The sequence below is a fragment of the Arthrobacter oryzae genome, from assembly GCF_030812315.1.
Classification (GTDB): Bacteria; Actinomycetota; Actinomycetes; order Actinomycetales; family Micrococcaceae; genus Arthrobacter; species Arthrobacter oryzae_B.
Genome location: NZ_JAUSSM010000001.1, coordinates 148,256 through 170,034 on the forward strand (window position 1 = coordinate 148,256; position 21,779 = coordinate 170,034).

Below are 21,779 nucleotides of genomic sequence, written 5' to 3' on the forward strand. Positions count from 1 at the left end.
CGGAAGGCAGAAACCAATCAATCAAAAACGTTCGCAGTCATGTCCGGTGCCAATCGGAAGGCTGTGGCAACAACAGTTAGCGGAGGGTATGGCCAAGAAGGACGGGGTCATTGAGATCGAGGGCGTTGTGACTGAGGCGCTGCCTAATGCGATGTTTCGCGTTGAGCTCACCAACAAGCACATCGTTCTGGCGCACATCTCTGGAAAAATGCGCCAGCACTACATCAGGATTCTCCCTGAGGACCGGGTAGTGGTGGAGCTGAGCCCGTACGACCTGACACGTGGTCGTATCGTCTACCGCTACAAGTAAACACTGGGCGGCCAGAGCAATAGCCGAAGGCCGGTCCAGCTGACCAACTGCAACACGCAAAGGAACGCCATGAAGGTCAAGCCGAGCGTCAAGCAGATCTGCGAAAAGTGCAAAGTGATCCGCCGTAATGGCCGGGTCATGGTGATCTGCGAGAACCCGCGCCACAAGCAGCGCCAGGGCTAATTTCCTTCACGGGAAACCCTGGGTTGCTAACCCACGCAAGTAAATAAAGGCAGCACAAGCTGAATTGGGACGTATGAGCCCGGACAGCTAACCCCCGGTCGGAGGCTGGGGCCGCACTGAAAGTGCGGGTGTACTGCCTACGACCTCCGGTTTATACAAGGAGTACCGCCAATATGGCTCGTCTCGCTGGCGTAGACATTCCCCGCGAAAAGCGGTTGGAAATTGCGCTTACTTACATCTACGGCGTGGGCAAGACCCGTGCACACGAAACCCTGGCTGCCACTGGCATCAGCGCTGACGTCCGAGTTAAGGACCTCACCGATACCCAGCTGGTTGAGCTGCGTGACTACATTGAAGGCAACTACAAGGTTGAGGGTGACCTTCGCCGCGAAGTAGCAGCAGATATCCGCCGCAAGGTGGAAATCGGCAGCTACGAAGGTATTCGCCACCGTAAGGGCCTGCCCGTTCGCGGACAGCGCACGAAGACCAACGCACGTACCCGCAAGGGCCCGAAGCGTACCGTGGCCGGCAAGAAGAAGGCACGTTAATCCCTGAGGGATTAACGCGTTTTCCCCCAATAAACTTTCTGTAGGAGAAATAATGCCCCCGAAGACTCGTGGCGCGGTTCGCAAGCCGCGTAAGAAGGACAAGAAGAATATCGCGCTGGGCCAGGCGCACATCAAGAGCACCTTTAACAACACCATCGTTTCCATCACGGATCCGAACGGTGCTGTCATCTCCTGGGCTTCCGCCGGTGAGGTTGGCTTCAAGGGCTCACGTAAGTCCACCCCGTTCGCTGCCCAGATGGCCGCCGAAGCCGCCGCAAAGCGTGCACAGGAGCACGGTCTGCGCAAGGTTGACGTATTCGTCAAGGGACCGGGATCAGGACGAGAGACCGCGATCCGTTCACTGCAGGCCGCTGGCCTTGAGGTTGGGTCCATCCAGGACGTAACCCCCAGCGCGCACAACGGCTGCCGTCCGCCGAAGCGCCGCCGCGTCTAAGACGTTTCCAGCAGCAAAAGCTTGCCCGGACCTTCACGGGTCCGGGCAGGCCCAGCCGCGTTAAGTCTTCAGACCGAATTTCCACCACCTGTGTTGCGTCATATAGCGGATGCTCGCCGAAAGGAAACCTAAGTGCTCATTGCACAGCGCCCCACCCTCTCTGAAGAGGTCGTCTCCGATAACCGCTCCCGTTTCATCATTGAACCGCTGGAGCCGGGCTTTGGATACACTCTCGGAAACTCCCTCCGCCGTACCCTGCTCTCCTCCATCCCGGGCGCTGCTGTAACCAGCATCCGGATCGATGGCGTGCTGCACGAGTTCACCACGGTTCCGGGTGTCAAGGAAGATGTCACCGAGATCATCCTGAACATCAAGAACCTGTCGGTTTCCTCCGAGCACGACGAGCCGGTTGTTGCTTACCTGCGCAAGCAGGGCCCGGGAGTCGTCACCGCCGCGGACATCGCTCCGCCGGCCGGCGTCGAATTCCACAACCCGGATCTGCACATTGCCACGCTGAACTCGAAGGGCAAGTTCGAACTCGAACTGACCATCGAGCGCGGCCGCGGCTACGTTTCGGCAGCTCAGAACAAGTCCGGCGATTCCGAGATCGGCCGCATCCCGGTCGACTCGATCTACTCGCCGGTGCTGAAGGTTACTTTCCGCGTGGAAGCTACCCGTGTTGAGCAGCGCACTGACTTCGACAAGCTGATTGTCGACGTCGAGACCAAGCAGGCAATCGCCCCGCGCGACGCCGTTGCTTCGGCAGGCACCACCCTGGTGGAGCTGTTCGGTCTGGCCCGCGAGCTGAACACCGCAGCTGAAGGTATCGAGATTGGCCCGTCGCCGACGGACGCTGCCCTGGCAGCTGACATGGCCCTGCCGATCGAGGATCTGGACCTCACCGTCCGTTCCTACAACTGCCTCAAGCGTGAGGGCATCCACACCGTGGGTGAACTCGTTGCCCGCTCCGAGGCCGACCTGATGGACATCCGTAACTTCGGTGCGAAGTCCATCGACGAGGTCAAGGCCAAGCTGGTTGAACTGGGTCTGTCCCTCAAGGACTCGCCTCCCGGTTTCGACCTGGCAGCACGCGCCGCAGCCATCGAAGAGGACGACGCCGCGTTCAGCGACGACGAGCTCTAACAAGCAGATCTTGGCCGGCTGGCTGGATGCACCATGGTGTGCGCAGCCCACCGGCTTCCATATGAGGAGAAACAATTATGCCTACCCCCACTAAGGGTCCGCGCCTCGGAGGCGGCCCGGCTCACGAGCGTCTTATGCTCGCGAACCTGGCTGCAGCACTGTTCGAGCACAAGCGGATCACCACCACGGTGACCAAGGCCAAGCGCCTGAAGCCGTACGCAGAGCGTCTGGTGACCTTCGCCAAGCGCGGCGACCTCGCTTCCCGCCGTCGTGTACTCGGCCTGATCAGCAACAAGGGCGTCGTCCACGAGCTGTTCACCGACATTGCACAGGCAGTGGAGAACCGCGATGGCGGCTACACCCGCATCACCAAGATCGGCAACCGCAAGGGCGACAACGCTCCCATGGCTGTCATCGAACTGGTCCTCGAGCCGGTTTCCGCCAAGCAGGCCGTTGTAGCCGAGGCTACTGCTGCTGCCAAGCGCGATGCAGACAAGGCTGCTCCGGCAGCCGAGGAAGCTCCCGCCGAGACTGAGGTCGCTGAGACCGAAGCTGCTCCGGAAGCTGAAGCTGCTGCAACCGAAGAGGCTCCGGCCGCTGAGGAAGCTGCTGACGAGACTGCTGCCGAGGAAAAGGACGCGAAGTAATTCGCTAAATCCTTGGTTTAGACTTAAGTCTATGAACCACCAAAAACCCGCTGCCCCCGTTTTGGGGGGCGGCGGGTTTTTGCGTATCCGATTGGATCTGGCGTACGACGGCGGCCCGTTCAACGGGTGGGCAGTGCAGCCCGGCCTCCGGACAGTGCAAGGCGTCCTGGAGGAGGCCCTTGCGCTCCTGGTCAGGCGCAAGGTGCGCGTAACGGTCGCGGGCCGGACCGACGCCGGTGTGCATGCCCGCGGCCAGGTGGTGCACCTGGACCTCACCGAAGAGGAGTGGCTCGGACTGAACCGCGGCGTGGAACTGGATCCCGCCGTCGCCCTCCTGCGGCGTCTGCGCGGTGCGCTCAGCCGGGGGCTGGGGGACCTCACCGGTGCCGTTGAAGTGCACAGTGTCACCATTGCCCCGGAGGGATTCGACGCGCGGTTCTCGGCGCTGTGGCGCCGGTACAGTTACCGCATTGCGGATGGTCCCGCGCTGTGGGATCCGCTGGGAAGGTATTCCACCCTGTGGCACAAGGAACCGCTTGATGTGGCGCTGCTGAACGAAGGCGCGTCCAAGCTGCTCGGACTCCAGAATTTCCGTTCCTACTGCAAGCCCCGGGAAGGCTCCACCACCATCCGGGAGCTGCAGCGGTTTGAGTTCGCCCGGGGGAGCGACGGCGTCATCGTTGCCACCGTGCAGGCCGATGCGTTCTGCCACAACATGGTGCGTGCCCTGGTGGGGTCGGCCCTCTACGTGGGCGAGGGGGTCGAGGAACCAGGTTGGCTCTACGAGAGGCTGCTGGAGCAGAAACGCGATGCGAAGTCAGTCCTGGCGGCACCGCATCCGCTGGTGCTGGAGGAAGTTGCGTACCCCTCGGACGATGAGCTGCTGGCCCGGGCCGAGCTGACGCGGGCGCTGCGGAAGTAGATCCGCGGCCTGGTGGCGGCTGCTGTTGCTAGAAGGCCGGGGGAGGTCCCTCGGCTGGCAGCGAAACGGTAAACGTGCTGCCCTGGCCTGGCCGGCTTACACAGGAAATGCCGCCGCCGTGGCGCTCAACGATGGCCTTGGTGATGGACAGCCCAAGTCCGACGCCGGGGATGTCAGCCTCGAGGGCGGCGGGGCTACGGTAGAACCGTGTGAAGACCTTCGCGGTGTCCGCTGCCGTCATGCCCATTCCGGCATCCTCCACCTTGAGGCAGATCAGGCCATCCTCGGCCCGCGCCGAAACCTTCACCGTTCCGCCGTCGGGGGAGTACTTGATGGCGTTCGAAACCAGATTGTCCAGTGCCTGGCCTATCCGGAGCGGGTCAACCTGCGCCCATAACGGTGTGGGAACGTCCATGAGCAGCGAGACCTTCGACGTTTCGGCGTAGGCGCGAGCCGATCCGAGGGACGCCTCGACCACACCGGCAAGGTCCGTTCGGCGTGGGTGCACATGCAAAGCCTCTGACGCCGACACCAGGAGATCGGAAACCAGGGTGAGGAGCCGTTCAGTGTTGCGTTGCGCCACCTCGAGCCGCTGGACAACCAACGGCGGAAGCCCCTGGTCGCCGTCGAGCACAAGGTCGAGGTTCCCAATCACCGAATTCAGGGGCGTTCGAAGCTCATGGGAGACGTTCGAAAGGAAGTCATCCTTGGCCGAAATGGCTTCCACCAGCCCGGTGACGTCATTGAAGACGACGACTGCGCCGTCGAACTCGCCGTCGTCGTTCTTCAGGGGACGGGCTGCAGTGGATACAGCGCGCTGTTGCGAACCTTCACCGAACCAAACCAGATAGTCGGCAAAGGTTTCTCCGCGGGCAGCACGGGATTCAGGGCGTCGGTCCAGCGGGACCGGTGTCCTTCGATCGTGGCCTGAGACCACCAGCAGCGACTCCGGGGCGCGTCCCGGCAGGCCCTCCGGACTGGCCGTCACCTCAAAGAGGGACTGCTGGTGGTTGGAAAGCAGGCGTTTGCCGTCGCCATCGACAGCAACGATTCCGACGTCCACCGTCTCCAGGATGATGTTCAAGAGCCGCTCGCGCTCTTTGCTTTCTGCCAGGAGTGCCTGAAGCTCAATGTCCTTGGCTTCAAGCCTGCGTTGCTGGTTCCTCATATGAATGCTGGCAAAACGTATGGCGAGCGAAACGGCGAGCATCATCAAGGGCAAAAGCACAATTGACGTAACGTCGGCCGCCGTAATGTTCGGCATTTTTGAAAACAGGGTCGGCATTGCAATGAGCAACGGACCGAAGAAGCTGAGGAGAAGGCTTGTTCTGGCTGAAATCGCCGACGCGGAAAGCCAGATGACCGGAAATAGCGCCAGTACTCCCAGTCCCTGAAGATTTGCGGCCGCCCCGTTACGGGTAAACCAGATGGCCACGAGGTCAAGCACCGGTATTAGCAAGGGTGCATTGGGTCCCAGTTTCTCCCAGGGAACCAGCACGCAGGCTGCAAAAATAATGGCGTGAAGGACAAGGGCGGCCTGGAAGAGGCCGCTGGTCAGTACCCCCGCCCAAACGGCTGGCGCTGCGATGACGAGTGCGGCAATGAAAACTGTGAGGGGCAATTGGCAAAGAATGACTTGTGCCCGTGGCCGGAGGCCGCTGAAGTAGCGCTCCGCCTTTCGCGCCAGAAACCGCTCGCTCATTGGTGCCACTCCTTACGTTGGGGCCAAATCGCTCGTTCGCCTGAACTGACAGCTGGATCCAAAGCAACGCTGCGAAGGATCTCCGACTTCTTGAAGCAGAAGTTACGTTTGGTGTCATAGTAAGCGAAGTGATGCGTGGGGTCATAGGGCAAAAAGTGATGACGATTTAGCTCGTGCGTTGTAACGTGAATTTGTGGTGATGAAATTCGCATATGTGATGGGCATATTCGGAGAATTCGTCAGGCTGGGGAGTCCATGGGTGATCTTGGGGTTGCAGTGGTTGTTGAGGATGACGCCGATGTGCGGAATCTGTTGGAGGCGGTGCTAAGTCAGGCGGGGTTTGAGGTTTACTCGGCCGCGGACGGACGGCAGGGCGTGGAGGTCGTTCGCGACCACCAGGCAAATGTCGTCACCCTGGACGTGGGCCTTCCCGACATCGACGGTTACGAGGTGCTGCGGCAAATCCGGCTGTTTAGCGACGCCTACGTTGTCATGCTGACAGGCAGGACAGAGGAGCCGGACCTGCTGACGGCGCTACACTCCGGAGCCGACGATTACATCACCAAGCCGTTTCGGCCTTTGGAGCTGAGGGCACGCGTAGCAGCAATGCTGCGCAGGCCCCGGCCCCAGTCTCGCCAGGGACGGCCGCCTGCGCCGGCCCCCGCGCAGTCGCCTGTCAGGAGTGCCGCTGAGGAAGCGGTTCTCAGGCATAATGGCTTGGCGCTGAATCGCAGGACGCGGTCGGTTGTTGTCCATGGTGACGCACTTCCCCTTACCCGAAGTGAGTTCGACCTCCTTCAGGAGCTACTGCGGGTGGGAGGTGCTGTCTGCACGAAGACTGACCTGGTTCGCGTAGTCAGGGGCGAGGAAGATCGCGACGATACTTACGTCAGCGAATCCGATGAGAGGGCCGTTGAGGTCCATATCGGAAATCTCCGGCGGAAGCTGCACGAAGACCCGCAGTCCCCACGGTGGCTGCAGACTGTGCGCGGCGTGGGGTACAAGCTGGCGCCGGCGGAGCATGAACGGCAGGAGGTCCACGAACAGCGGTAGCTATTCATCCGCCAGGATGTATGTGTCCTGAAGTTCCTTGACGGTCGCGCTCCCGTGGAGTTTCACAGCGGCGATCAGGGCATGTCCATGTTCCAGGTCTCCCCTTCGGATGAACTCTTCCAGCCGTTCCGCTAGCCGGGCCAGCCGCAGCCCTCCCACCATGGCTGAAGCGATCTTCATACTTATGACCGCGTCCAGGGCGCCAGCAACGTCTTGGCGATCCACGGCTGCTGCCAGCTTCTGGTAGCGCTGGGTCCACAGCGTCGCATAGTCCCGTGCAAAGTTCTGTGCTACGGCTGGATGTGCCAGCTGGTCTGCAAGGTCCTGCAGAACTGCGAGGTCCACGAGGGGAAGTTCAGCGTCCGGAAATAGGGCGCCATCAGGATTTGATAGGCCACCAGGGGCAGCCGTGGGCTGCGGAGGTGTGGGGACAAGGCCCCCGCCTCCATTGCCGCTGAAGCTACCTGAGTTGGACATATGACAACGCTACTTCCTGAAACTGTCAATTCGCTTGACTTCAGCTAATCCTGTGGAAACCTTGCGGGTTACTGGGCTGGGGAGGGCGGCTGGCGCGACGCAAGCCGTCATTGACCGCTGAACGTGACAACCGTATTGATCACGGCGGGGCCGAGAATGGCGATGAACAGGACCGGAAAGATGAAAAACAATAGGGGGAACAGGATCATGACCGGAAGCTTCATGGCCTTTTCCTCTGCCCGTTGCCGGCGCTTCACCCTCATGACCTTGGCCTGGATCCGGAGGACCCGGCTGATGGCGATGCCGTAGGTGTCGGCCTGCACAATGGCTTGCACGAAGCTGCGGAGCTCCGGAATATTGGTGCGCTCTGCAAGGGCTATGTAGGACTCCCTGCGGCTGCGTCCCACTTGCATGTCCTGCAGGGTGCGGACAAGCTCTTCGGAGAGGGGACCCTTGCCGTTCTCCCCGGCCCGGGCCATCGCGCCCTCGAAGCCAAGGCCGGCTTCGACGGAAATGAGCATCTGGTCGAGGGTGTTCGCCAGTTCCAGCTGCATGGCTTTCTGCCGTTCCATGCCCTTGCTGTAGAGGAGCAGGTCCGGGATGAAATAGCCGAAGACCAGCACGAAAAGCCCGGCCAACTTCATAAGCGGTGTGCTGCCCGTGGAGCTTAGGAAAGCACCGAGACTTACGCCTGCAATCCCCAGTGCCAGCTTCGAGCCCAGAACGCGTCCGAGCGGCATGGACGCGGGCCGCCCGGCAAGGGAGAGCAGCCGGTCGAGTTTGCGGACATAGGCTGGCGGAGTCAGCGCGTAGCCGATCCTGTCGAGGAAGCGCCGTTCCGTCTTTTCCGGGGCTACGTCCACCCTCCGGCCGCGGGTTAGGAGGGCCACCGCTGCGGTCCGGGATTTGCGATCCACCGACAGGACGGACCAAGCCAGGTAGCTGACGGGCAGGCACACCAGGACGAGTGAGGCGAGAACCATGGGATTCATCGGGGCCTCAGAACTTCAGATCGATGATCTTGCGCATCCACAGGCTGCCGATGGTCATGAGGACCACGGACCCCGCGATCATGGCCCACCCCAGCGGATGCGTGAACATCGAATCCATATAGCCGGGGTTCACGGCCATGAGCATCAACACGATGCCGATGGGCATGGCAATCAGGATGTAGGCGGAGAACTTCCCTTCGGCAGCGAGTGCCTTGATGTGGCCCTTGATTTCGGACCGCTCCCGGATGGTCTCGTTCACCTGGTCCAGGACCTCGGCCAGGTTTCCGCCGACTTCGCGGTTGATCTGGATGGCCTGGGCGATCCAGACGAAGTCCTCGTTTTTCATGCGTTCCGAGGTGTCCGTCAAGGAGGCCAGGAGGTCGCGGCCCAGGCTGGTCTCCGTGATCACGCGGCGCATCTCTTCCGACGTCGGGCTTTGGGATTCGGAGGCCGCGGCGTCGATGGCGCGGAGGATGCTGTGGCCGGCCCGGAGTCCGCCGGCGAGGAGCTGGAGGGTGTCGCCGAGCTGCTGGTCGAACTTCGCCCGCCGCTTCCCGGCCAGGAAGCCAAGCACCAGGTGCCCCACGAACGGCGCCAGGATCACGAGGATGACGGACACGGCAGGCACACCGATCACCAGGCCAACCAGTGCTCCGACGATGCCGCCGGCAATGACCAGGACGAAGAACTCGGCCTGGCTGAGCCGGACGCCGGCGTTCTCCAGGGCGTCGCGGTTGTAGAGGCGGACGTTCCTGTCCGCGAGGAAGCGGTCAAGGCCGCCGACTGTCATGTTCGCCAGGCGGGTCAGCCGTGAGGGCGGGTCTGTGTCATACGGGCGGCGCCTGCCCAGGGCGATTTCCGGCGTACCGGGTATCAGCAGCGCCACACCCAGGAGGACTGGTGCGATGAAGAGGAGCGCCGCTCCAGCGGTCATGAGCATGGCGGCGGTCCTAGGCCTTTCCTTCGCCGGCGGGACCGGCGGGCGGGGCGAAGACGCCGGGCGAGACATGGATCCCGAGGTCCTCGAAGCGGTCGATGAAGCGCGGACGAATCCCGGTGGCAACAGGCCGCCCGAGGAAACGTCCGTGGGCGTCCACCCCGGCGGAATAGTCGAAGACGAAGGCGTCCTGGAGCGTCACGATGTCGCCCTCCATGCCCTGGACCTCGGTCACGTGGGTGATGCGGCGGCTGCCGTCACGCAAGCGTGAAATTTGGACGATCAGGTTCACGGCCGAGGCGATCTGTTCCCGGATGGCGCGCAGGGGCAGGTCCATCCCTGCCATGAGCACCAGTGTTTCGAGGCGGGCGACGGCGTCGCGCGGTGAGTTGGAGTGAACGGTGGACAGCGAGCCGTCGTGTCCGGTGTTCATGGCCTGGAGCATGTCCAGCGACTCTCCGCCGCGGACTTCACCCACCACGATGCGGTCCGGTCGCATACGCAGCGAGTTCCTCAGGAGCTCGCGGATGGTCACTTCGCCCTTGCCTTCCGTGTTGGGCGGGCGGCTTTCCAGCCGGACCACGTGGTCCTGCTGGATCTGGAGCTCCACGGCGTCCTCGATGGTGACGATCCGTTCGTCCGCGGGCAGGAAGGAGGAGAGAACGTTCAGCAGGGTGGTCTTCCCTGTTCCCGTTCCGCCGGAGACGATGATGTTGAGCTTGGCCTTCACGCACGCGTTGAGCAGTTCGGCCATTTCCGGAGTCAGTGTTCCAAAGTCGATGAGGTTGCGGACGGTGAGGGGCACCTTGCTGAACTTACGGATGGTCAGCGATGATCCGCCGACGGCCAGGGGCGGGATCACCGCGTTGACACGGGAACCGTCCTCCAGCCGGGCATCCACCAGTGGCGAGGACTCGTCAATGCGGCGGCCAACCTTCGACACGATCCTCTCGATCACCTTGCGCAGGTGCTCCTCCGAGCTGAATCGGGAGTCCGCAAGGGTGAGGTGGCCCTTCCGCTCAACGTAGATCTGGTCCATTCGGTTGACCATGATTTCGGTGACGGCGGGGTCATCCAGCAGCCGCTGCAGGGGTCCGTAGCCCAGCACGTCGTCGGCGACGTCCTGGACCAGACGGGTGCGCTCTTCCGCGGACAGCGGGACCTGCTCGGCGTCGATGATGCGCGTGAGCTCGTCACGGGCCGAGGTCCGGAGCTCCTGCTCAGTGACCGCATTGTCGTTGAAGCGGGACCCCATGCGCTCGAACAGCGCGGTGGCTGCCCTCTCCTTCAGTGCGGCGAAGGCGTCGACGGGCTGCTGGGCTTTCGGCTTCACCTCGTCCGCATGGTCAGCCCCCGTGGAAGGAACGACGACGGCGGCAGGTTGCGGCGTCGTCGTCCGCTTTTCCGGACGGGGCATGGCCCACGGTTCCGGCTGCCGGTCGGGGAGGGCGGGGCGGTCCAGTTCGAGGGTCGCGGTGGAGCTCGCCGGGCGGTGCGTCGGCGTGGGCGCCGGGTGCGTGCGTGCCTGCGATTTTGTTTGGGCGGCACTGATGCGCTCTGAAAGTTTCACTTAGACCACTACCCTTCGGTGCAGCTTGCGTTGCGATTTGGCCCGCCAGACGGGGTTGAACCGTTCGACGAGCTGGTTCAGCCCTTTGGTTGCCGGGTCCTTCACTGTTTGCTGGAGGACGGGTATGCCCCGGTTGGTGGAGAGCGCCACGGCCTTGGACCGCGGGATGCTTACGTCGACGGGTGCCCCGATGGTCGATTCGAGGTCCTGGACTGTCAGCCCGAGCTTCGAATCCGCCATGTTCAGCACCACGTGCCGCGTCTCGGGCATGATGTCCAGCTGGCGAAGGACGTCCAGCCCCGAGCGCAGGCCCCGGACGCTTGGTATGTCCATTCCGCTGACCCACACCACATCGGTGCACTTTTCCATGGCCGCAAGGCCGATTTCGGGCAGGCCGGGGGCAGTGTCCACCACAACGTACTGGAACTGTTCGGAAAGCTGTTCCAGAAGCCGGCTAATCTGCTCGGGGGTGATTTCGTCGGCGTCAACGGGGGTCGGGGGAGCGCACACGGCGTAGATGCTGCCTGGGTGGACGGTAAGGAAAGCCTTGAGGACCAGCGAATCCTGGCTCGCAGCCGGCGACACCGCGTCTGTGACTGTGTGCTGGGGGTCGAGGTAGAGCGCGGAAGCGACGTCGCCGAACTGCAGGTCCAGGTCAACGATCACTACGCTCATCGGGGCGATTTTGCCCAGTCCTATCGCTAGGTTGGTCGCTATGGTGGTCTTGCCAACTCCGCCTTTGGGAGAGAAAACGCCGATCACGAGGCCTTTGTTGCTTTCGTCCGGCTGCTGGGATACTGGCACGCGGTACCGGCTGGCGAAGGACTGGGTGGCGCGCTCCAGGAGGACCCTGATCTGCGCGGGATCGGAGTCGGGGGAGAGGATGTCCCGGATGCCCGCGCGCATGGCGTGCAGGATGAAGTCCGGTTCCGGGTTGCTGGCCAGGATGACACTGAGCTCCGGAAACCGGACATTCATTACCGTCGCGAGCCGGAGCGCCTCGTCCACCAGTACTTCAGGTCCCAGGATCAGCACCTCGGGCTGTTCCTGGTTCAGGTGGGCGAACAGTTCGTTGGGATCGGCGGGGAGCAGGCTGGTGAAGAACGTCTGCACACCTCCTTGGAGGCCGCCGGCAACGGCCTGGCGAAGACGGGCGTCGAAGTCGACGTCGGGCGTGATGAGGACGAAGCGGCTCATTTGTAGACCACTTCACGTCGTTCAACGCGGGGACCGTTGTCCTGGGCATCCAGCGGTTCCTTGCTGAGCCAGATGCGTCCGAACTCGGACGCGAAGACGATCTTGCCGGCGTCGATATCGGTGACTGCCACAGTCAGCAGTAGCGAGCCCTCCGGGAGCGTTGTGTCCTCCGGGGCGGGCTGCTGTCCGTCCTTAGGTTTCTCGGCGCTCGCAGTCTGCGGTGCCCTTTGAACGGCGGTGACCAGAACCTTGTGGATGGTGAGCTGGGTGGTTTCGTCTTCCGGCTTTGCCTTGAAGGCTCCTTTTTCGAAGGAAAGGAAGACCCCCACGTGTTCACCCACAGCTACGCGCCCGCCGACGACCCGCTGCGGCTCGAGCTGGAATGAAACTTCCTGCAGGCCCGCCGGTACTTTTGTGTTGCCTTCATCTTTGACCTCCTCTGGGGCGACGAGCCGTTCGGCCAGGAGTTGCTCACCGGGAATGAGATTCACGGCGCTGACTGTTCCGGCTGACTTGTCCAACGTGCTGAGCGCGGTGTCAGCTACGCCGGAAGCCGGAACCTTTTCAATAACGAGAGACGCCGCCATGGCTTCGACCGAAGTTCCGGCCGGTATGGCGGTTTTGACGACCAGAACGTCAACCGGCTTCATCGACTGCAGGGCACGCTGGTCGGCGCCCTGTGCGTAGAAGATGATGAGAACGGCTCCCACAATCGCCAACGCAATCGCAGCCGTTCCGGCGAGCAGGCGAGACTTCACTTTCAACTCCTGGGTCGGTTATGGGGTTAGTGGGTCATACGGACGATGGTGGCTCCGAAGGGGTCCACGGGGCCGAGGGTGTAGCCGTCGGCCAGTGACACGTACTTTACGAAGCTGCCGATGATTCCGCGGCAGTCACCTTTGCATTCCGTAGCCGTGGTGACGCCGGTCGCCGTCGACTTTTCACTGCGGAACTCGTAGGGGAGTTCCTTGTTCCCGCTGAACTTCCAGCCGGTTACCTTGAACGCGGCGAAGGACACCAGGCCGTAGACGGCGCCTGCCCCGGTCCCGGTGACCTTGTTGAAAACAGGCAGAAGGACGATGACTTCACGGCCGGCGGTGATATCGATGGCCCATTGGTTGAGGACGGTGGAACAGTTGCCCGGGGCGTTGTTGCCGGTGTCGCTTCCGCCTTCGCTGAGCGTGAGGTCGATGGTTCCGCCGCAGACTCCGGGATCCGGGGCGAGCCAGCCGAAGCCGCCGGCAACCGCTGCGCCGGACGGCCCGTAGTTGCAGTCAGCGTTGGCGTTCTTGCCATGTTCTTGGAGGAGTTGCAGCGAAGCGCCGATGTTGTCCTTGACCTGGCACACGGAGAAGGCCAGGGGGAAGGCCGTCCGTCCGGCCTGCGGGCTGCCCCAGGCGGCGGATGCTCGGGCTCCCACCTCCTTTGAGGGGATTCCCAGGATGTCGGCGAAGAACAAGGACACGGAGTTGTCGGCGCCGCCGGGTTCCTTGGCCGAAGTCTGGACGGCCACAGTTCGTGCCGTCTTGTCCAGGTCGATGGAGTGCACGTTACTCATGCCGTCCAAGGCATTCTGGCTCGCCAGGCTGCCGGCGAGGGCCGACGTCGTTGAGCACAGCGGAGAAGTGGAGTCCCGGGCGCACTTCTGGGCGGTGGCGATGGCGGCGGCGTCCGCGCCGCTTTGAAGCTGAGAGCGCTCGGAGTAGATCACACCGACATCGACGGCGATCGCCGCGAATCCGAGCAGGACGACCATCAGGAGTGCAACAATGACCGTAATGGCCCCGTGTTCCTTGTCGACGGTCGGCCTGCCGCTGATCAGCCACCGCACAGCATGACTCCCTTGCCGGTCATCGGGAAGGGACCCGCGACACCGGTGATAGTGGACAGCTCATACTCGATCGTGAGCGTTACCTGTGCTCCCACGGCGCAGGCCGGTGTGCTCAACGTGATGTTGGAATCTGAAATTCCAGGCCGTATGGTGACCGCAGCATGCTTGGCTGCGGTCACCGCTCCCGGCGCATCGTTGGAAATGGCCATCACGCGTACGCCCTCGCGGGCCGCATTGGTGAGCGAAATCTGCGTGGTATAGGCCCGGCCGAATTCGATCGTTCCCAGAACTAGCAGTAACAACAGGGGCAGAAGGATCGCGAATTCGACGGCAACTGCGCCGCGCTCGGGTTGCTCTCGCATCCGCTCTGCACCTCTCGTTACTAGCTTTGCGGGCATGGGTGAGGACGAAAACAGGTCGTGCGGTGCAGGTGTATTCACCTGCACCGCACAAACGATCCTGATTCCGTAGCTGTAGGTTCGGTCCGGACCCTATTCGCCTTCGACCGGTGCGGCAGGAGGCGTCAGGATGTCGTCGTTTACACCATTGAAGAGATCTGTGAGGGTGCCACCCAGGGTGCTGACGGCGACGATGATAACGACTGCAATGAGGGCGACCATGATGCCGTATTCAACAGCCGTGGCCCCAGCTTCTTCGCGGCGAAGACGGATCATGATGTTGGTGTAGAGAGAAAGCATTTCGTACTCCTGAGCGAGTCGGATGGCTGGCCCTGCACCAGCTCTAGAACGAAGTTAGCAAGCGATTTGTAGCGCTTGGTGGGACCTTGGAATATCCTGCGCCAAGCCTTCGAATACTGCGGCTTTGCTGCCCTCTCCTTGGGGGAATTCTGCGCCGAGCCTGCGGCAAGGGCCAGTCCGCGCACGCAAGAGGACCCCCTCGGTTCTGGCTGCCGAGGGGGTCCGGTCTATTGGAAAGGCTGAGGTAATCGTTCGCATGATCTGATTCGGCGATTGTAGTTGTAGGGTCACCCCGATATAAGGGTTGTTCCCCATGAAGGCCCTGAACGCGCACTCACACACCCGCCCAGGGCCTTCGCCCGACTCAAGATCCCGCGACTCGGTCGGGTGGCTCGGGGCGCCAACACCCCAGCTTTGGAAAATCTGTGGCGCAGCCGATCTACGAGAATGCCTCGATGATGTTGATAACTGCGGGCCCCAGAATCACGATGAAGATGACGGGGAAAATGAAGAGCAGGAGCGGAAAGAGAACCAAGACGGGCAGTTTCATGGCCTTCTGCTCGGCGCGTTGGCGACGTTTGACCCTCATTTCGCGGGCCTGTGACTTGAGTACCTTTGCGATGGCAATGCCGTAGGCATCAGCCTGAACCACCGCCCGAACGAAGCTCCGTAGATCCTGGACGCTGCTCCTATCCGCCAGAGCCAGGTAGGCGTCTCGGCGGGATCGCCCGACCTGCATGTCCTGCAGTGTCCTGATTAGTTCCTCGGCCAAAGGACCCTTGCCATTCTGACCGGCCCGCGCCATCGCCGATTCGAAGCCAAGGCCGGCTTCGACAGCGATAAGCATCTGGTCCAGCGTATTGGGCAACTCCAACTGGATCTTCTTTTGACGCTCGGCCCCCCTGCTGCGGATGAGTAGATCCGGAACAAAATACGCCAGTCCCGTTGCGAAAACGGCTAGTAGGATCATTTGAGGGCTCCCATTGCGGCTCAGCATCAGCAGCATGAGCAGTGCCACGACAAGAGCAACAGCGGGCTTGCCTACCAGCAGCCTTGGGAGCGGCATGGAAGCGGGGCGGCCGGCAAGGGCCAGCAAGCGGTCCAGCTTGGCCTCGTAGCCAGTCGGGGTGAGCTTGCGAGCCAGTTTCTCCAAATCCATGTTTTGCGGGACTTGGGCTGTGCCTCCGGTTTCGAGGCCTTTGCTGAGGTTGCCTTGAATAACCAGCCGGGATTTGCGGTCGGCCACAATGAAGGACCAGACAAGATAGGAAACGGGTAGAACGGTGAGAGCGATGATGGCCCAAGCGATTGGTTGCATTGTTGATTCCCCCTTAGAACTTCAGATCGCTGATTTTGCGGATCCACAGGCCGCCGATAGTCATCATGACTACAGCCACTCCCATAAGAACCCAGCCGATTGGGTGACCTGTTAGTGAACCGATGTATTTGGGATTCACCAATCCCATCAGGACCAAGAGCAGGACAGGCAACGACATGAGGATTACTGCAGAGAGTTTCCCCTCAGATGCAAGCGCCTTGACCATCCCCTTGATTTGGGAACGTTCACGGATGGTCTCTCCTACCTGGTCGAACACCTGGGCAAGATCACCACCTACTTCTCGGTTAATCTCGATCGCCTGAGCCATCCAGTTGAAGTCCTCGCTCTTCATCCGCAGGGATACATCGTTTAGCGATTCTTGGAGGTCGCGGCCGAGCCGGGTTTCGTTAACCACCCTGGCGAACTCGGTAGCGGTAGGCTCGCTCGCCTCTTGCGCCACCGCGTCGATGGCCCGCAGGACACTGTGACCCGCTCTTAGGCCGCCGGAGACCATCGTGAGGGTATCGCCCAGCTGCGCCTCAAACTGTCCCCTGCGACGCTGCGTCAGAAAGGACAGGTACATTGCAGCCAGAACCGGCGTGAGACCAGCGAATAGGACTGCGAATACCGGACCCTGCAGGATGAGGCCAACAAAGCCGGCGACTACAGCGACAGCTCCCACCAGCACTGTGAAATCTGCACGGGCCATCTTGAGGCCAGCCTGATCCAGTGTGGCTCGTTCACCCCGGGATTTGCCATTGCCGGCAAGAACCCGTTCCACTGCACCCACTGTTGAGTCCGCGAGCTTGGTCAGAGGCGAACGTTCGGGGCCGCCGAATGGCCTGCGGCGGCTCAGGGCTACGGAGCCGTTCGCAGGGCGGAAAACGACGAAAACAATCACCAAAACTGCTCCGACGAGGAGCGTCATGCCGATCGCAAATAAGGCAGTCGTCATCGTCATCATCGCCGCCCCACCTGCATCGGCCTACCGTTGAAAATAGCTGGAGAGACAACGATGCCCAGGTCCGCGAAGTGGTCAATAAAGCGGGGGCGGATTCCTGTCGAGATGGGCTTACCCAGGAACTTACCGCTGGCATCCACGCCGGCGGAATAGTCGAAGACGAAGGCATCTTGCAGTGTGACGATTTCACCCTCCATTCCCTGGACCTCGGTAATATGTGTTACCCGCCGGGTTCCGTCGCGCAGCCGGGAGAGGTGAACGATGAGGTTCACTGCAGAAGCGACCTGCTCGCGGATCGCGCGGAGCGGTAGGTCCATCCCTGCCATGAGGACCAATGTTTCCAATCGCGCCACTGCATCCCGCGGTGAATTCGCGTGAACCGTTGAGATGGAGCCATCGTGTCCTGTGTTCATGGCCTGCAACATGTCAAGACTTTCGCCACCGCGGACTTCGCCCACCACAATCCGGTCCGGCCGCATACGCAAAGAGTTCCGGACCAAATCCCGAATGGTTACAGCTCCCTTGCCTTCGATATTTGCCGGGCGGCTCTCCAGTCGCACCACATGGCTCTGTTGTAGCTGGAGTTCAACAGCGTCTTCAATCGTGACAATGCGGTCATCCGAAGGGATGAAGGATGAAAGTACGTTTAGGAGCGTCGTCTTTCCAGTGCCCGTACCCCCCGACACGATGATGTTCAGTTTTGCCCGGACGCAGGCGTCCAAGAGCTCCGCCATCTCCGGTGTCAGCGTGCCGAAGTCGATCAGGTTCTGGACCGTCAGCGGGATCTTGCTGAATTTTCGGATAGTGAGAGACGATCCGTTGACCGCCAGAGGCGGGATAATCGCGTTCACACGGGATCCGTCTTCCAAACGAGCATCGACGAGCGGCGATGATTCGTCGATCCGCCGTCCAACCTTGGCGACAATCCGCTCGATCACCTTGCGAAGATGCTCCTCGGAACTAAATCGTCCATCGGTCAGGATCAGCCGGCCGTCACGTTCCACGTACACCTGGTCCGGACGGTTCACCATGATCTCGGTTACAGACTGGTCCTCCAAGTAACGCTGAAGTGGCCCATAGCCCAGGACGTCGTCGCCCACGTCGCGGATAAGTCGTCGTCGTTCTTCTGGGCTAAGTGGCACCTGTTCTTCGTCGATCACCAGGCTCAATTCATCGCGCGCGATCTTGCGCAACTCTTCGTCGGTGAGCGATGAGTCAGTTAGGCGCGCGCCGAGCCGTTCAAAGAGGGCCTTTCCGGCTCGCTGCTTTAGGCCTGCCAGGGCGTCGACAGGTGCAGAGCCTCCGGTTCCGACGGCCACTGTCACTTGCGACAGAGCCTCGTGTGAGCTCGGGCCTGAGGCTCCGATACCGGAAGCTCCGATTGTAGTTTTGCCGCCACGGGCGGCTTCCAGTCGTTCTGCAAGGCTCATGAGATCACCATCCGCCGGTGTATTTTCTTCTGTGGTTGAGTGGCCCACTTGGGGTCGAAGCGCTCCACCAGTTTGGCGAAGGCACGCGCAGCACCGTCATGCGACGAGTCCTGCAGCAGGGGTACACCTTTGTTCGTAGAAAACGGCACTGCACGCGAACGGGGAACTACTGTGTCCACGGGGACACCGATGGTGGCCTCCACGTCCTGGACTGTGAGACCACTCCGCCTGTCGGCAAAGTTGAGTACCACGTGCCGACCCTGGGGCAACAGTTGCAACTCTCTCAGCACATCGAAGCTCGTATGCAAGCCACGGATACTCGGAATATCCATGCCGCAGACCCACACCGCATCTGTGGCCTGTTCAAGCGTGGCGAGCACATGTTCGCCTAGGCCCGGAGTTGTGTCTACTACAACGAACTGGAATTCGGCAGCCATCTGATTGAGCAGATGGCTCACGGCTTCGCCGCTGATATGGTCGGCATCGCCTGGCGTATTAGGCGCGCACAAGGCGTAAATTCCGCTCGGATGAACGGTGAGGAAGGCCTTGAGCACCATCGAATCCTGGAATGCGGCGCCACTCACTGCGTCTCTGAGGGTGTGCTCAGGTTCCAATTGGAGCCCTGTTGCAACATCTCCGAACTGCACATCGAGATCAACTATCACTACCCCCATCGGGGCTATCTTCCCCAGGCCAATGGCCAGATTAGTGGCCACAGTTGTCTTGCCAACGCCGCCCTTTGGAGACATGACGGCGATGACACGTCCGGCTGGTCGCTCGGGGCCCGCTGCTGACACCAGGCCTCTGCGACGGCCGGCCGAAGCCAAGCACGCGCGCTCCAGAAGGATTCGAAGCTGGGCAATGTCAGCATCCGGACTTACGATGTCCCGGATACCGGCCCGCATGGCGTTGATCACCTGCTCCGGTGCTGTGTCCTCTACTAGTACCAAGCTGACTTCCGGATACTGAAGGTCGAACACGGTAGCCATTTTGAGAGCCTCGTCTTCCGGGAGTCCCGGGCCCAGGACCAGGACTTCCGGCGGTTCACCGGTGAGGCGACCGAAGAGTTCCTGCGGGCCCCCAAGCATCACTGATGGTGGGAGCATTTGGACTGTGCCGTGCAAGGCACCCCGAATCGCCGATTGCACTTTGCGCTGAAAGTCCTGCGATGCCGTTATGACTACGAAGCGGCTCATTGGAAGACCTTCCCCAGCGTCACCAAGCCGGGCTTGGAATCCTTCGACTCTTCGGTCTCCTTAGAGAGCCAGATCTTGCCGAACTCGGCACCGAAAATGATCTCGGATGCATCAGCATCCTCACGGGCCAGGGTCACATACACCGACCCGGAAGGCAGTGCCGGGCTCGTAGACGTTGAGTCCTTGGAGGCCTCGGGCGGCGCCTGTTGGACGCTAGTAACTAGAACTTTGTGGAAGGATTTTTGGGTGAATTCCTTGAAGCCCTTCAGATCATTGCTGACCGGCGCGTCCGCGCCAGCTTTTTCGTCCAGCTTGTAGGAGATGTAGACACCCACGGTGTCTCCGGCCGCCAGCCGGCCACCGATAACACGCTGCGGCTCCAGCAGGACTGAGATCTCCTCCATGCCCGCTGGCACAGGTACCGTGCCGGGGGTGGCCAATGCATTCGGATCCACCAGGCGCGCCTCCAAGAGCTGTTCACCCGGCTGGAGAGCTACGGCTGTAACCTTGCCGGAAAACTCTGAAATTGATTTGACGGCATCGGCCGGAACGGCAGTCCGAGGCAGAGTGGTGAGTTTGAGTGATTCTGATAGCTGAGAAACGGGTGTACCCGCAGTGACAGCTTTTTGAACGACGAGAACTTCTACGGGCTGTAAGCCTTGCTGAGCACGGTTGTCGGCTGCCTGTGCGTAATTGAACATCAGTACAGATCCGACAATTGCCAAGAGCAATGCTGCCAGGCCCCCCAGCAGCCTGATTTTCACGGGATTCTCCTTTGACTATTACTTAGTGAGCTCTACGACGGTTCCGCCGTAGTCTGTGGTTCCGCCGACGTCAAATGCTTCGTCGAGGGCGACATAGCGGATGAACTTTCCGATGATGCCTAAGGCGCTTGGACTGTATCCGCCAGCCTCTTTGTATCCAACCGCAGCGGCTGGCATGTAGTGGAAAGGGTCCTGGTTGGCCAGGTCCCAGCCCACGACATCGATGGCGGCGAAGGCCTTCAAGTGAAATTTGCCTTTGTCGCCGGGTAAACCGTTGTCTTGGTCGAAGACCGGGAGAAGCGCTACGACCTTCTCATCTGCGATCAACTTCTCCTTCCAGGTCTGGAGCGCTGAGCCGCAGTCTTTCTCGGGATTATTTCCGTTATTGGTGGAGACCCATGGCGACGCAAGATCAACCGTGGCGCCGCAAGTCCCACTGGTTGTCGTCAGCCAGCCGAAGCCGCCCGGTATTTCGAGACCGGAGCCTGTTTCGTGGCATTTGTCTTTTTTGCCCGCCCCGGTTCCGTGGGAAAGCAGGAACTGCGTTTTGCCGTCAGCTGCCACGCTCAAATCAACTTCGCATTCTGAGAAGGCAATTGGCAGGGAAGTCACCCCAGACTTTGGCCCACCCCACCGTGCCTCCGCAACGGCCCCGATATTGGTGGTGTCGGTGCCGAAGACCCTGGCAAAGAAAGTAGAGAAATGTACTCCCGTGGAATCCTGGGCGTTGGTTGTGACGGTGACCTTTTTTGCAGCCTTATCCACGACGGTGGAGGCGACATTGGTCAGGTCGTCCTTGGCATTGGCATTGGCTAGCAGACCAGATAGTGCCGACCCGGTGGTGCAGGCGGCGTCGGAAGTGTCTTTGGCGCATTTCTGCGCTACCGCCAAGGCAGCTGCATCGGCGCCATTTTGTACAACCGCCTTTTCCGCATACATGGCACCGACATCAACGGCGATTGCCCCGAAGCTGAGCAGCATTATCATCATCACGGCAACCATCACGGCGGTGGCGCCGCGCTCATTTTCTGTGTCTTGGGTCAGCCGCCGCATTGCATTGTTCCTTTGCCTGTGAGGACGATGCTGCCAGTGAAGCCGTCAATGAAACCGGTGACGGTTTGCAAGGTGTAGCTCGTCGTGGCTGTCACCTGCTTGCCGGCTGAGCAACTGCTGCCGCCGCCACTGAAGGTAAAAGTCGTTGTGACCGTGCTTGGAGTGAGTCGGCCGGCCGCTTGGCTGGCCTGTGTAGCAGCGACTCCGCTGTCGTTATGAATCGCCATATAGCGGGCGCCTTCACGTGCAGCCTGATTTAGCGAGAGCTGTGCGTTGAATGCAAAAGAAAACTCGATGATTCCGATGAGTATTAGGAGCAGCAGAGGAAGAATCAGAGCGAACTCAACGGCTGCTGCGCCCTTTTCGGTTGGTTCATGCATTTCTTGTTCCCTA

At 61.2% G+C, this 21,779-nt stretch carries 25 protein-coding genes; 8 read left to right on the forward strand and 17 right to left on the reverse strand.

Annotated elements, in window-relative coordinates; genetic code table 11:
- Window positions 1–88 precede the first annotated feature (88 nt).
- The 7 genes from infA (at window position 89) to truA (ending at window position 4,207) form a co-directional block, all read left to right on the forward strand.
- Window positions 89–310 carry a translation initiation factor IF-1 gene (gene infA / locus J2S97_RS00755; protein WP_009358723.1) on the forward strand — a complete coding sequence of 74 codons (222 nt, stop codon included), beginning with the start codon at window positions 89–91 and terminating at the stop codon, window positions 308–310.
- A 69-nt stretch (window positions 311–379) separates the two neighbouring features.
- Window positions 380–493 (forward strand): 50S ribosomal protein L36, encoded by a 114-nt coding sequence (gene rpmJ / locus J2S97_RS00760; protein ID WP_009358722.1) that lies wholly within the window; start codon window positions 380–382, stop codon window positions 491–493.
- Between the two features lie 173 nt (window positions 494–666).
- Window positions 667–1,041, forward strand: coding sequence for a 30S ribosomal protein S13 (gene rpsM, locus J2S97_RS00765; RefSeq protein WP_066293239.1), 375 nt, complete (start codon window positions 667–669; stop codon window positions 1,039–1,041).
- A 52-nt stretch (window positions 1,042–1,093) separates the two neighbouring features.
- The gene (rpsK, locus tag J2S97_RS00770) at window positions 1,094–1,495 is read left to right on the forward strand and encodes a 30S ribosomal protein S11 (RefSeq protein WP_028265083.1); all 402 of its coding nucleotides are present in this window, start codon (window positions 1,094–1,096) and stop codon (window positions 1,493–1,495) included.
- A gap of 132 nt (window positions 1,496–1,627) precedes the next feature.
- The gene (locus J2S97_RS00775; RefSeq protein WP_104172048.1) at window positions 1,628–2,638 is read left to right on the forward strand and encodes a DNA-directed RNA polymerase subunit alpha; all 1,011 of its coding nucleotides are present in this window, start codon (window positions 1,628–1,630) and stop codon (window positions 2,636–2,638) included.
- 77 nt (window positions 2,639–2,715) lie between these two features.
- Entirely contained in the window at window positions 2,716–3,285 is a 570-nt protein-coding gene (rplQ, locus tag J2S97_RS00780; protein ID WP_307045626.1) for a 50S ribosomal protein L17, read from the forward strand.
- Between the two features lie 31 nt (window positions 3,286–3,316).
- Window positions 3,317–4,207, forward strand: a complete 891-nt coding sequence (gene truA / locus J2S97_RS00785; RefSeq protein ID WP_307045627.1) for a tRNA pseudouridine(38-40) synthase TruA — start codon at window positions 3,317–3,319, stop codon at window positions 4,205–4,207.
- Between the two features lie 28 nt (window positions 4,208–4,235).
- On the opposite strand, the gene J2S97_RS00790 is transcribed toward truA, so the two are convergent.
- The gene (locus J2S97_RS00790; RefSeq protein WP_307045629.1) at window positions 4,236–5,909 is read right to left on the reverse strand and encodes a sensor histidine kinase; all 1,674 of its coding nucleotides are present in this window, start codon (window positions 5,907–5,909) and stop codon (window positions 4,236–4,238) included.
- 255 nt (window positions 5,910–6,164) lie between these two features.
- Here J2S97_RS00790 and J2S97_RS00795 point away from each other — a divergent pair, with 255 nt between their 5' ends.
- Window positions 6,165–6,962, forward strand: coding sequence for a response regulator transcription factor (locus tag J2S97_RS00795; RefSeq protein WP_307045631.1), 798 nt, complete (start codon window positions 6,165–6,167; stop codon window positions 6,960–6,962).
- Here the strand turns inward: J2S97_RS00795 and J2S97_RS00800 are convergent, their stop codons facing one another.
- The 16 genes from J2S97_RS00800 to J2S97_RS00875 form a co-directional block, all read right to left on the reverse strand.
- The gene (locus tag J2S97_RS00800) at window positions 6,963–7,307 is read right to left on the reverse strand and encodes an Hpt domain-containing protein (protein WP_307045633.1); all 345 of its coding nucleotides are present in this window, start codon (window positions 7,305–7,307) and stop codon (window positions 6,963–6,965) included. It abuts the gene before it with no gap.
- Window positions 7,308–7,546: 239 nt separating this feature from the next.
- A complete protein-coding gene (locus J2S97_RS00805) occupies window positions 7,547–8,431 on the reverse strand; it encodes a type II secretion system F family protein (RefSeq protein WP_307045636.1) in 885 nt (294 codons plus the stop codon).
- Between the two features lie 7 nt (window positions 8,432–8,438).
- Window positions 8,439–9,371, reverse strand: a complete 933-nt coding sequence (locus tag J2S97_RS00810) for a type II secretion system F family protein (protein WP_307045638.1) — start codon at window positions 9,369–9,371, stop codon at window positions 8,439–8,441.
- A 10-nt stretch (window positions 9,372–9,381) separates the two neighbouring features.
- Entirely contained in the window at window positions 9,382–10,938 is a 1,557-nt protein-coding gene (locus J2S97_RS00815) for a CpaF family protein (RefSeq protein WP_307045640.1), read from the reverse strand.
- The gene (locus J2S97_RS00820) at window positions 10,939–12,135 is read right to left on the reverse strand and encodes an AAA family ATPase (protein ID WP_307045643.1); all 1,197 of its coding nucleotides are present in this window, start codon (window positions 12,133–12,135) and stop codon (window positions 10,939–10,941) included. It lies immediately after the preceding gene.
- Window positions 12,132–12,893 (reverse strand): Flp pilus assembly protein CpaB, encoded by a 762-nt coding sequence (gene cpaB, locus J2S97_RS00825; protein ID WP_307045645.1) that lies wholly within the window; start codon window positions 12,891–12,893, stop codon window positions 12,132–12,134. Before cpaB (J2S97_RS00825) ends, J2S97_RS00820 begins: the two co-directional genes overlap by 4 nt.
- Before the next feature lie 26 nt (window positions 12,894–12,919).
- On the reverse strand, window positions 12,920–13,966 hold the full coding sequence (locus tag J2S97_RS00830) for a Tad domain-containing protein (protein ID WP_307045647.1): 1,047 nt from the start codon (window positions 13,964–13,966) through the stop codon (window positions 12,920–12,922).
- Window positions 13,954–14,328, reverse strand: coding sequence for a TadE/TadG family type IV pilus assembly protein (locus tag J2S97_RS00835; protein ID WP_307045649.1), 375 nt, complete (start codon window positions 14,326–14,328; stop codon window positions 13,954–13,956). Before J2S97_RS00835 ends, J2S97_RS00830 begins: the two co-directional genes overlap by 13 nt.
- A gap of 129 nt (window positions 14,329–14,457) precedes the next feature.
- Window positions 14,458–14,664 (reverse strand): Flp family type IVb pilin, encoded by a 207-nt coding sequence (locus J2S97_RS00840; RefSeq protein WP_307045651.1) that lies wholly within the window; start codon window positions 14,662–14,664, stop codon window positions 14,458–14,460.
- Window positions 14,665–15,103: 439 nt separating this feature from the next.
- Complete coding sequence (locus J2S97_RS00845) at window positions 15,104–15,982, reverse strand: type II secretion system F family protein (protein ID WP_307045653.1); 879 nt, start codon at window positions 15,980–15,982, stop codon at window positions 15,104–15,106.
- 13 nt (window positions 15,983–15,995) lie between these two features.
- Window positions 15,996–16,946, reverse strand: a complete 951-nt coding sequence (locus J2S97_RS00850) for a type II secretion system F family protein (protein WP_307045655.1) — start codon at window positions 16,944–16,946, stop codon at window positions 15,996–15,998.
- Entirely contained in the window at window positions 16,943–18,373 is a 1,431-nt protein-coding gene (locus J2S97_RS00855) for a CpaF family protein (protein WP_307045657.1), read from the reverse strand. Before J2S97_RS00855 ends, J2S97_RS00850 begins: the two co-directional genes overlap by 4 nt.
- A complete protein-coding gene (locus tag J2S97_RS00860) occupies window positions 18,370–19,569 on the reverse strand; it encodes an AAA family ATPase (RefSeq protein ID WP_307045659.1) in 1,200 nt (399 codons plus the stop codon). Before J2S97_RS00860 ends, J2S97_RS00855 begins: the two co-directional genes overlap by 4 nt.
- Complete coding sequence (gene cpaB, locus J2S97_RS00865) at window positions 19,566–20,333, reverse strand: Flp pilus assembly protein CpaB (protein WP_307045661.1); 768 nt, start codon at window positions 20,331–20,333, stop codon at window positions 19,566–19,568. Before cpaB (J2S97_RS00865) ends, J2S97_RS00860 begins: the two co-directional genes overlap by 4 nt.
- 18 nt (window positions 20,334–20,351) lie before the next feature.
- On the reverse strand, window positions 20,352–21,386 hold the full coding sequence (locus J2S97_RS00870; protein WP_307045664.1) for a pilus assembly protein TadG-related protein: 1,035 nt from the start codon (window positions 21,384–21,386) through the stop codon (window positions 20,352–20,354).
- Window positions 21,374–21,766, reverse strand: coding sequence for a TadE/TadG family type IV pilus assembly protein (locus J2S97_RS00875; protein WP_307045666.1), 393 nt, complete (start codon window positions 21,764–21,766; stop codon window positions 21,374–21,376). Before J2S97_RS00875 ends, J2S97_RS00870 begins: the two co-directional genes overlap by 13 nt.
- Window positions 21,767–21,779 lie beyond the last annotated feature (13 nt).

What these genes read in the sequence shown, in the direction of transcription:
- infA (WP_009358723.1), top strand. Translation starts at nt 89, where the DNA reads ATGGCCAAGAAGGACGGGGTCATTGAGATCGAGGGCGTTGTGACTGAG.
- rpmJ (WP_009358722.1), top strand. Translation starts at nt 380, where the DNA reads ATGAAGGTCAAGCCGAGCGTCAAGCAGATCTGCGAAAAGTGCAAAGTG.
- rpsM (WP_066293239.1), top strand. Translation starts at nt 667, where the DNA reads ATGGCTCGTCTCGCTGGCGTAGACATTCCCCGCGAAAAGCGGTTGGAA.
- rpsK (WP_028265083.1), top strand. Translation starts at nt 1,094, where the DNA reads ATGCCCCCGAAGACTCGTGGCGCGGTTCGCAAGCCGCGTAAGAAGGAC.
- rplQ (WP_307045626.1), top strand. Translation starts at nt 2,716, where the DNA reads ATGCCTACCCCCACTAAGGGTCCGCGCCTCGGAGGCGGCCCGGCTCAC.
- truA (WP_307045627.1), top strand. Translation starts at nt 3,317, where the DNA reads ATGAACCACCAAAAACCCGCTGCCCCCGTTTTGGGGGGCGGCGGGTTT.
- J2S97_RS00790 (WP_307045629.1), bottom strand. Translation starts at nt 5,909, where the DNA reads ATGAGCGAGCGGTTTCTGGCGCGAAAGGCGGAGCGCTACTTCAGCGGC.
- J2S97_RS00795 (WP_307045631.1), top strand. Translation starts at nt 6,165, where the DNA reads ATGGGTGATCTTGGGGTTGCAGTGGTTGTTGAGGATGACGCCGATGTG.
- J2S97_RS00805 (WP_307045636.1), bottom strand. Translation starts at nt 8,431, where the DNA reads ATGAATCCCATGGTTCTCGCCTCACTCGTCCTGGTGTGCCTGCCCGTC.
- J2S97_RS00810 (WP_307045638.1), bottom strand. Translation starts at nt 9,371, where the DNA reads ATGCTCATGACCGCTGGAGCGGCGCTCCTCTTCATCGCACCAGTCCTC.
- J2S97_RS00820 (WP_307045643.1), bottom strand. Translation starts at nt 12,135, where the DNA reads ATGAGCCGCTTCGTCCTCATCACGCCCGACGTCGACTTCGACGCCCGT.
- J2S97_RS00835 (WP_307045649.1), bottom strand. Translation starts at nt 14,328, where the DNA reads ATGCGAGAGCAACCCGAGCGCGGCGCAGTTGCCGTCGAATTCGCGATC.
- J2S97_RS00840 (WP_307045651.1), bottom strand. Translation starts at nt 14,664, where the DNA reads ATGCTTTCTCTCTACACCAACATCATGATCCGTCTTCGCCGCGAAGAA.
- J2S97_RS00845 (WP_307045653.1), bottom strand. Translation starts at nt 15,982, where the DNA reads ATGCAACCAATCGCTTGGGCCATCATCGCTCTCACCGTTCTACCCGTT.
- J2S97_RS00850 (WP_307045655.1), bottom strand. Translation starts at nt 16,946, where the DNA reads ATGATGACGATGACGACTGCCTTATTTGCGATCGGCATGACGCTCCTC.
- J2S97_RS00855 (WP_307045657.1), bottom strand. Translation starts at nt 18,373, where the DNA reads ATGAGCCTTGCAGAACGACTGGAAGCCGCCCGTGGCGGCAAAACTACA.
- J2S97_RS00860 (WP_307045659.1), bottom strand. Translation starts at nt 19,569, where the DNA reads ATGAGCCGCTTCGTAGTCATAACGGCATCGCAGGACTTTCAGCGCAAA.
- J2S97_RS00870 (WP_307045664.1), bottom strand. Translation starts at nt 21,386, where the DNA reads ATGCGGCGGCTGACCCAAGACACAGAAAATGAGCGCGGCGCCACCGCC.
- J2S97_RS00875 (WP_307045666.1), bottom strand. Translation starts at nt 21,766, where the DNA reads ATGCATGAACCAACCGAAAAGGGCGCAGCAGCCGTTGAGTTCGCTCTG.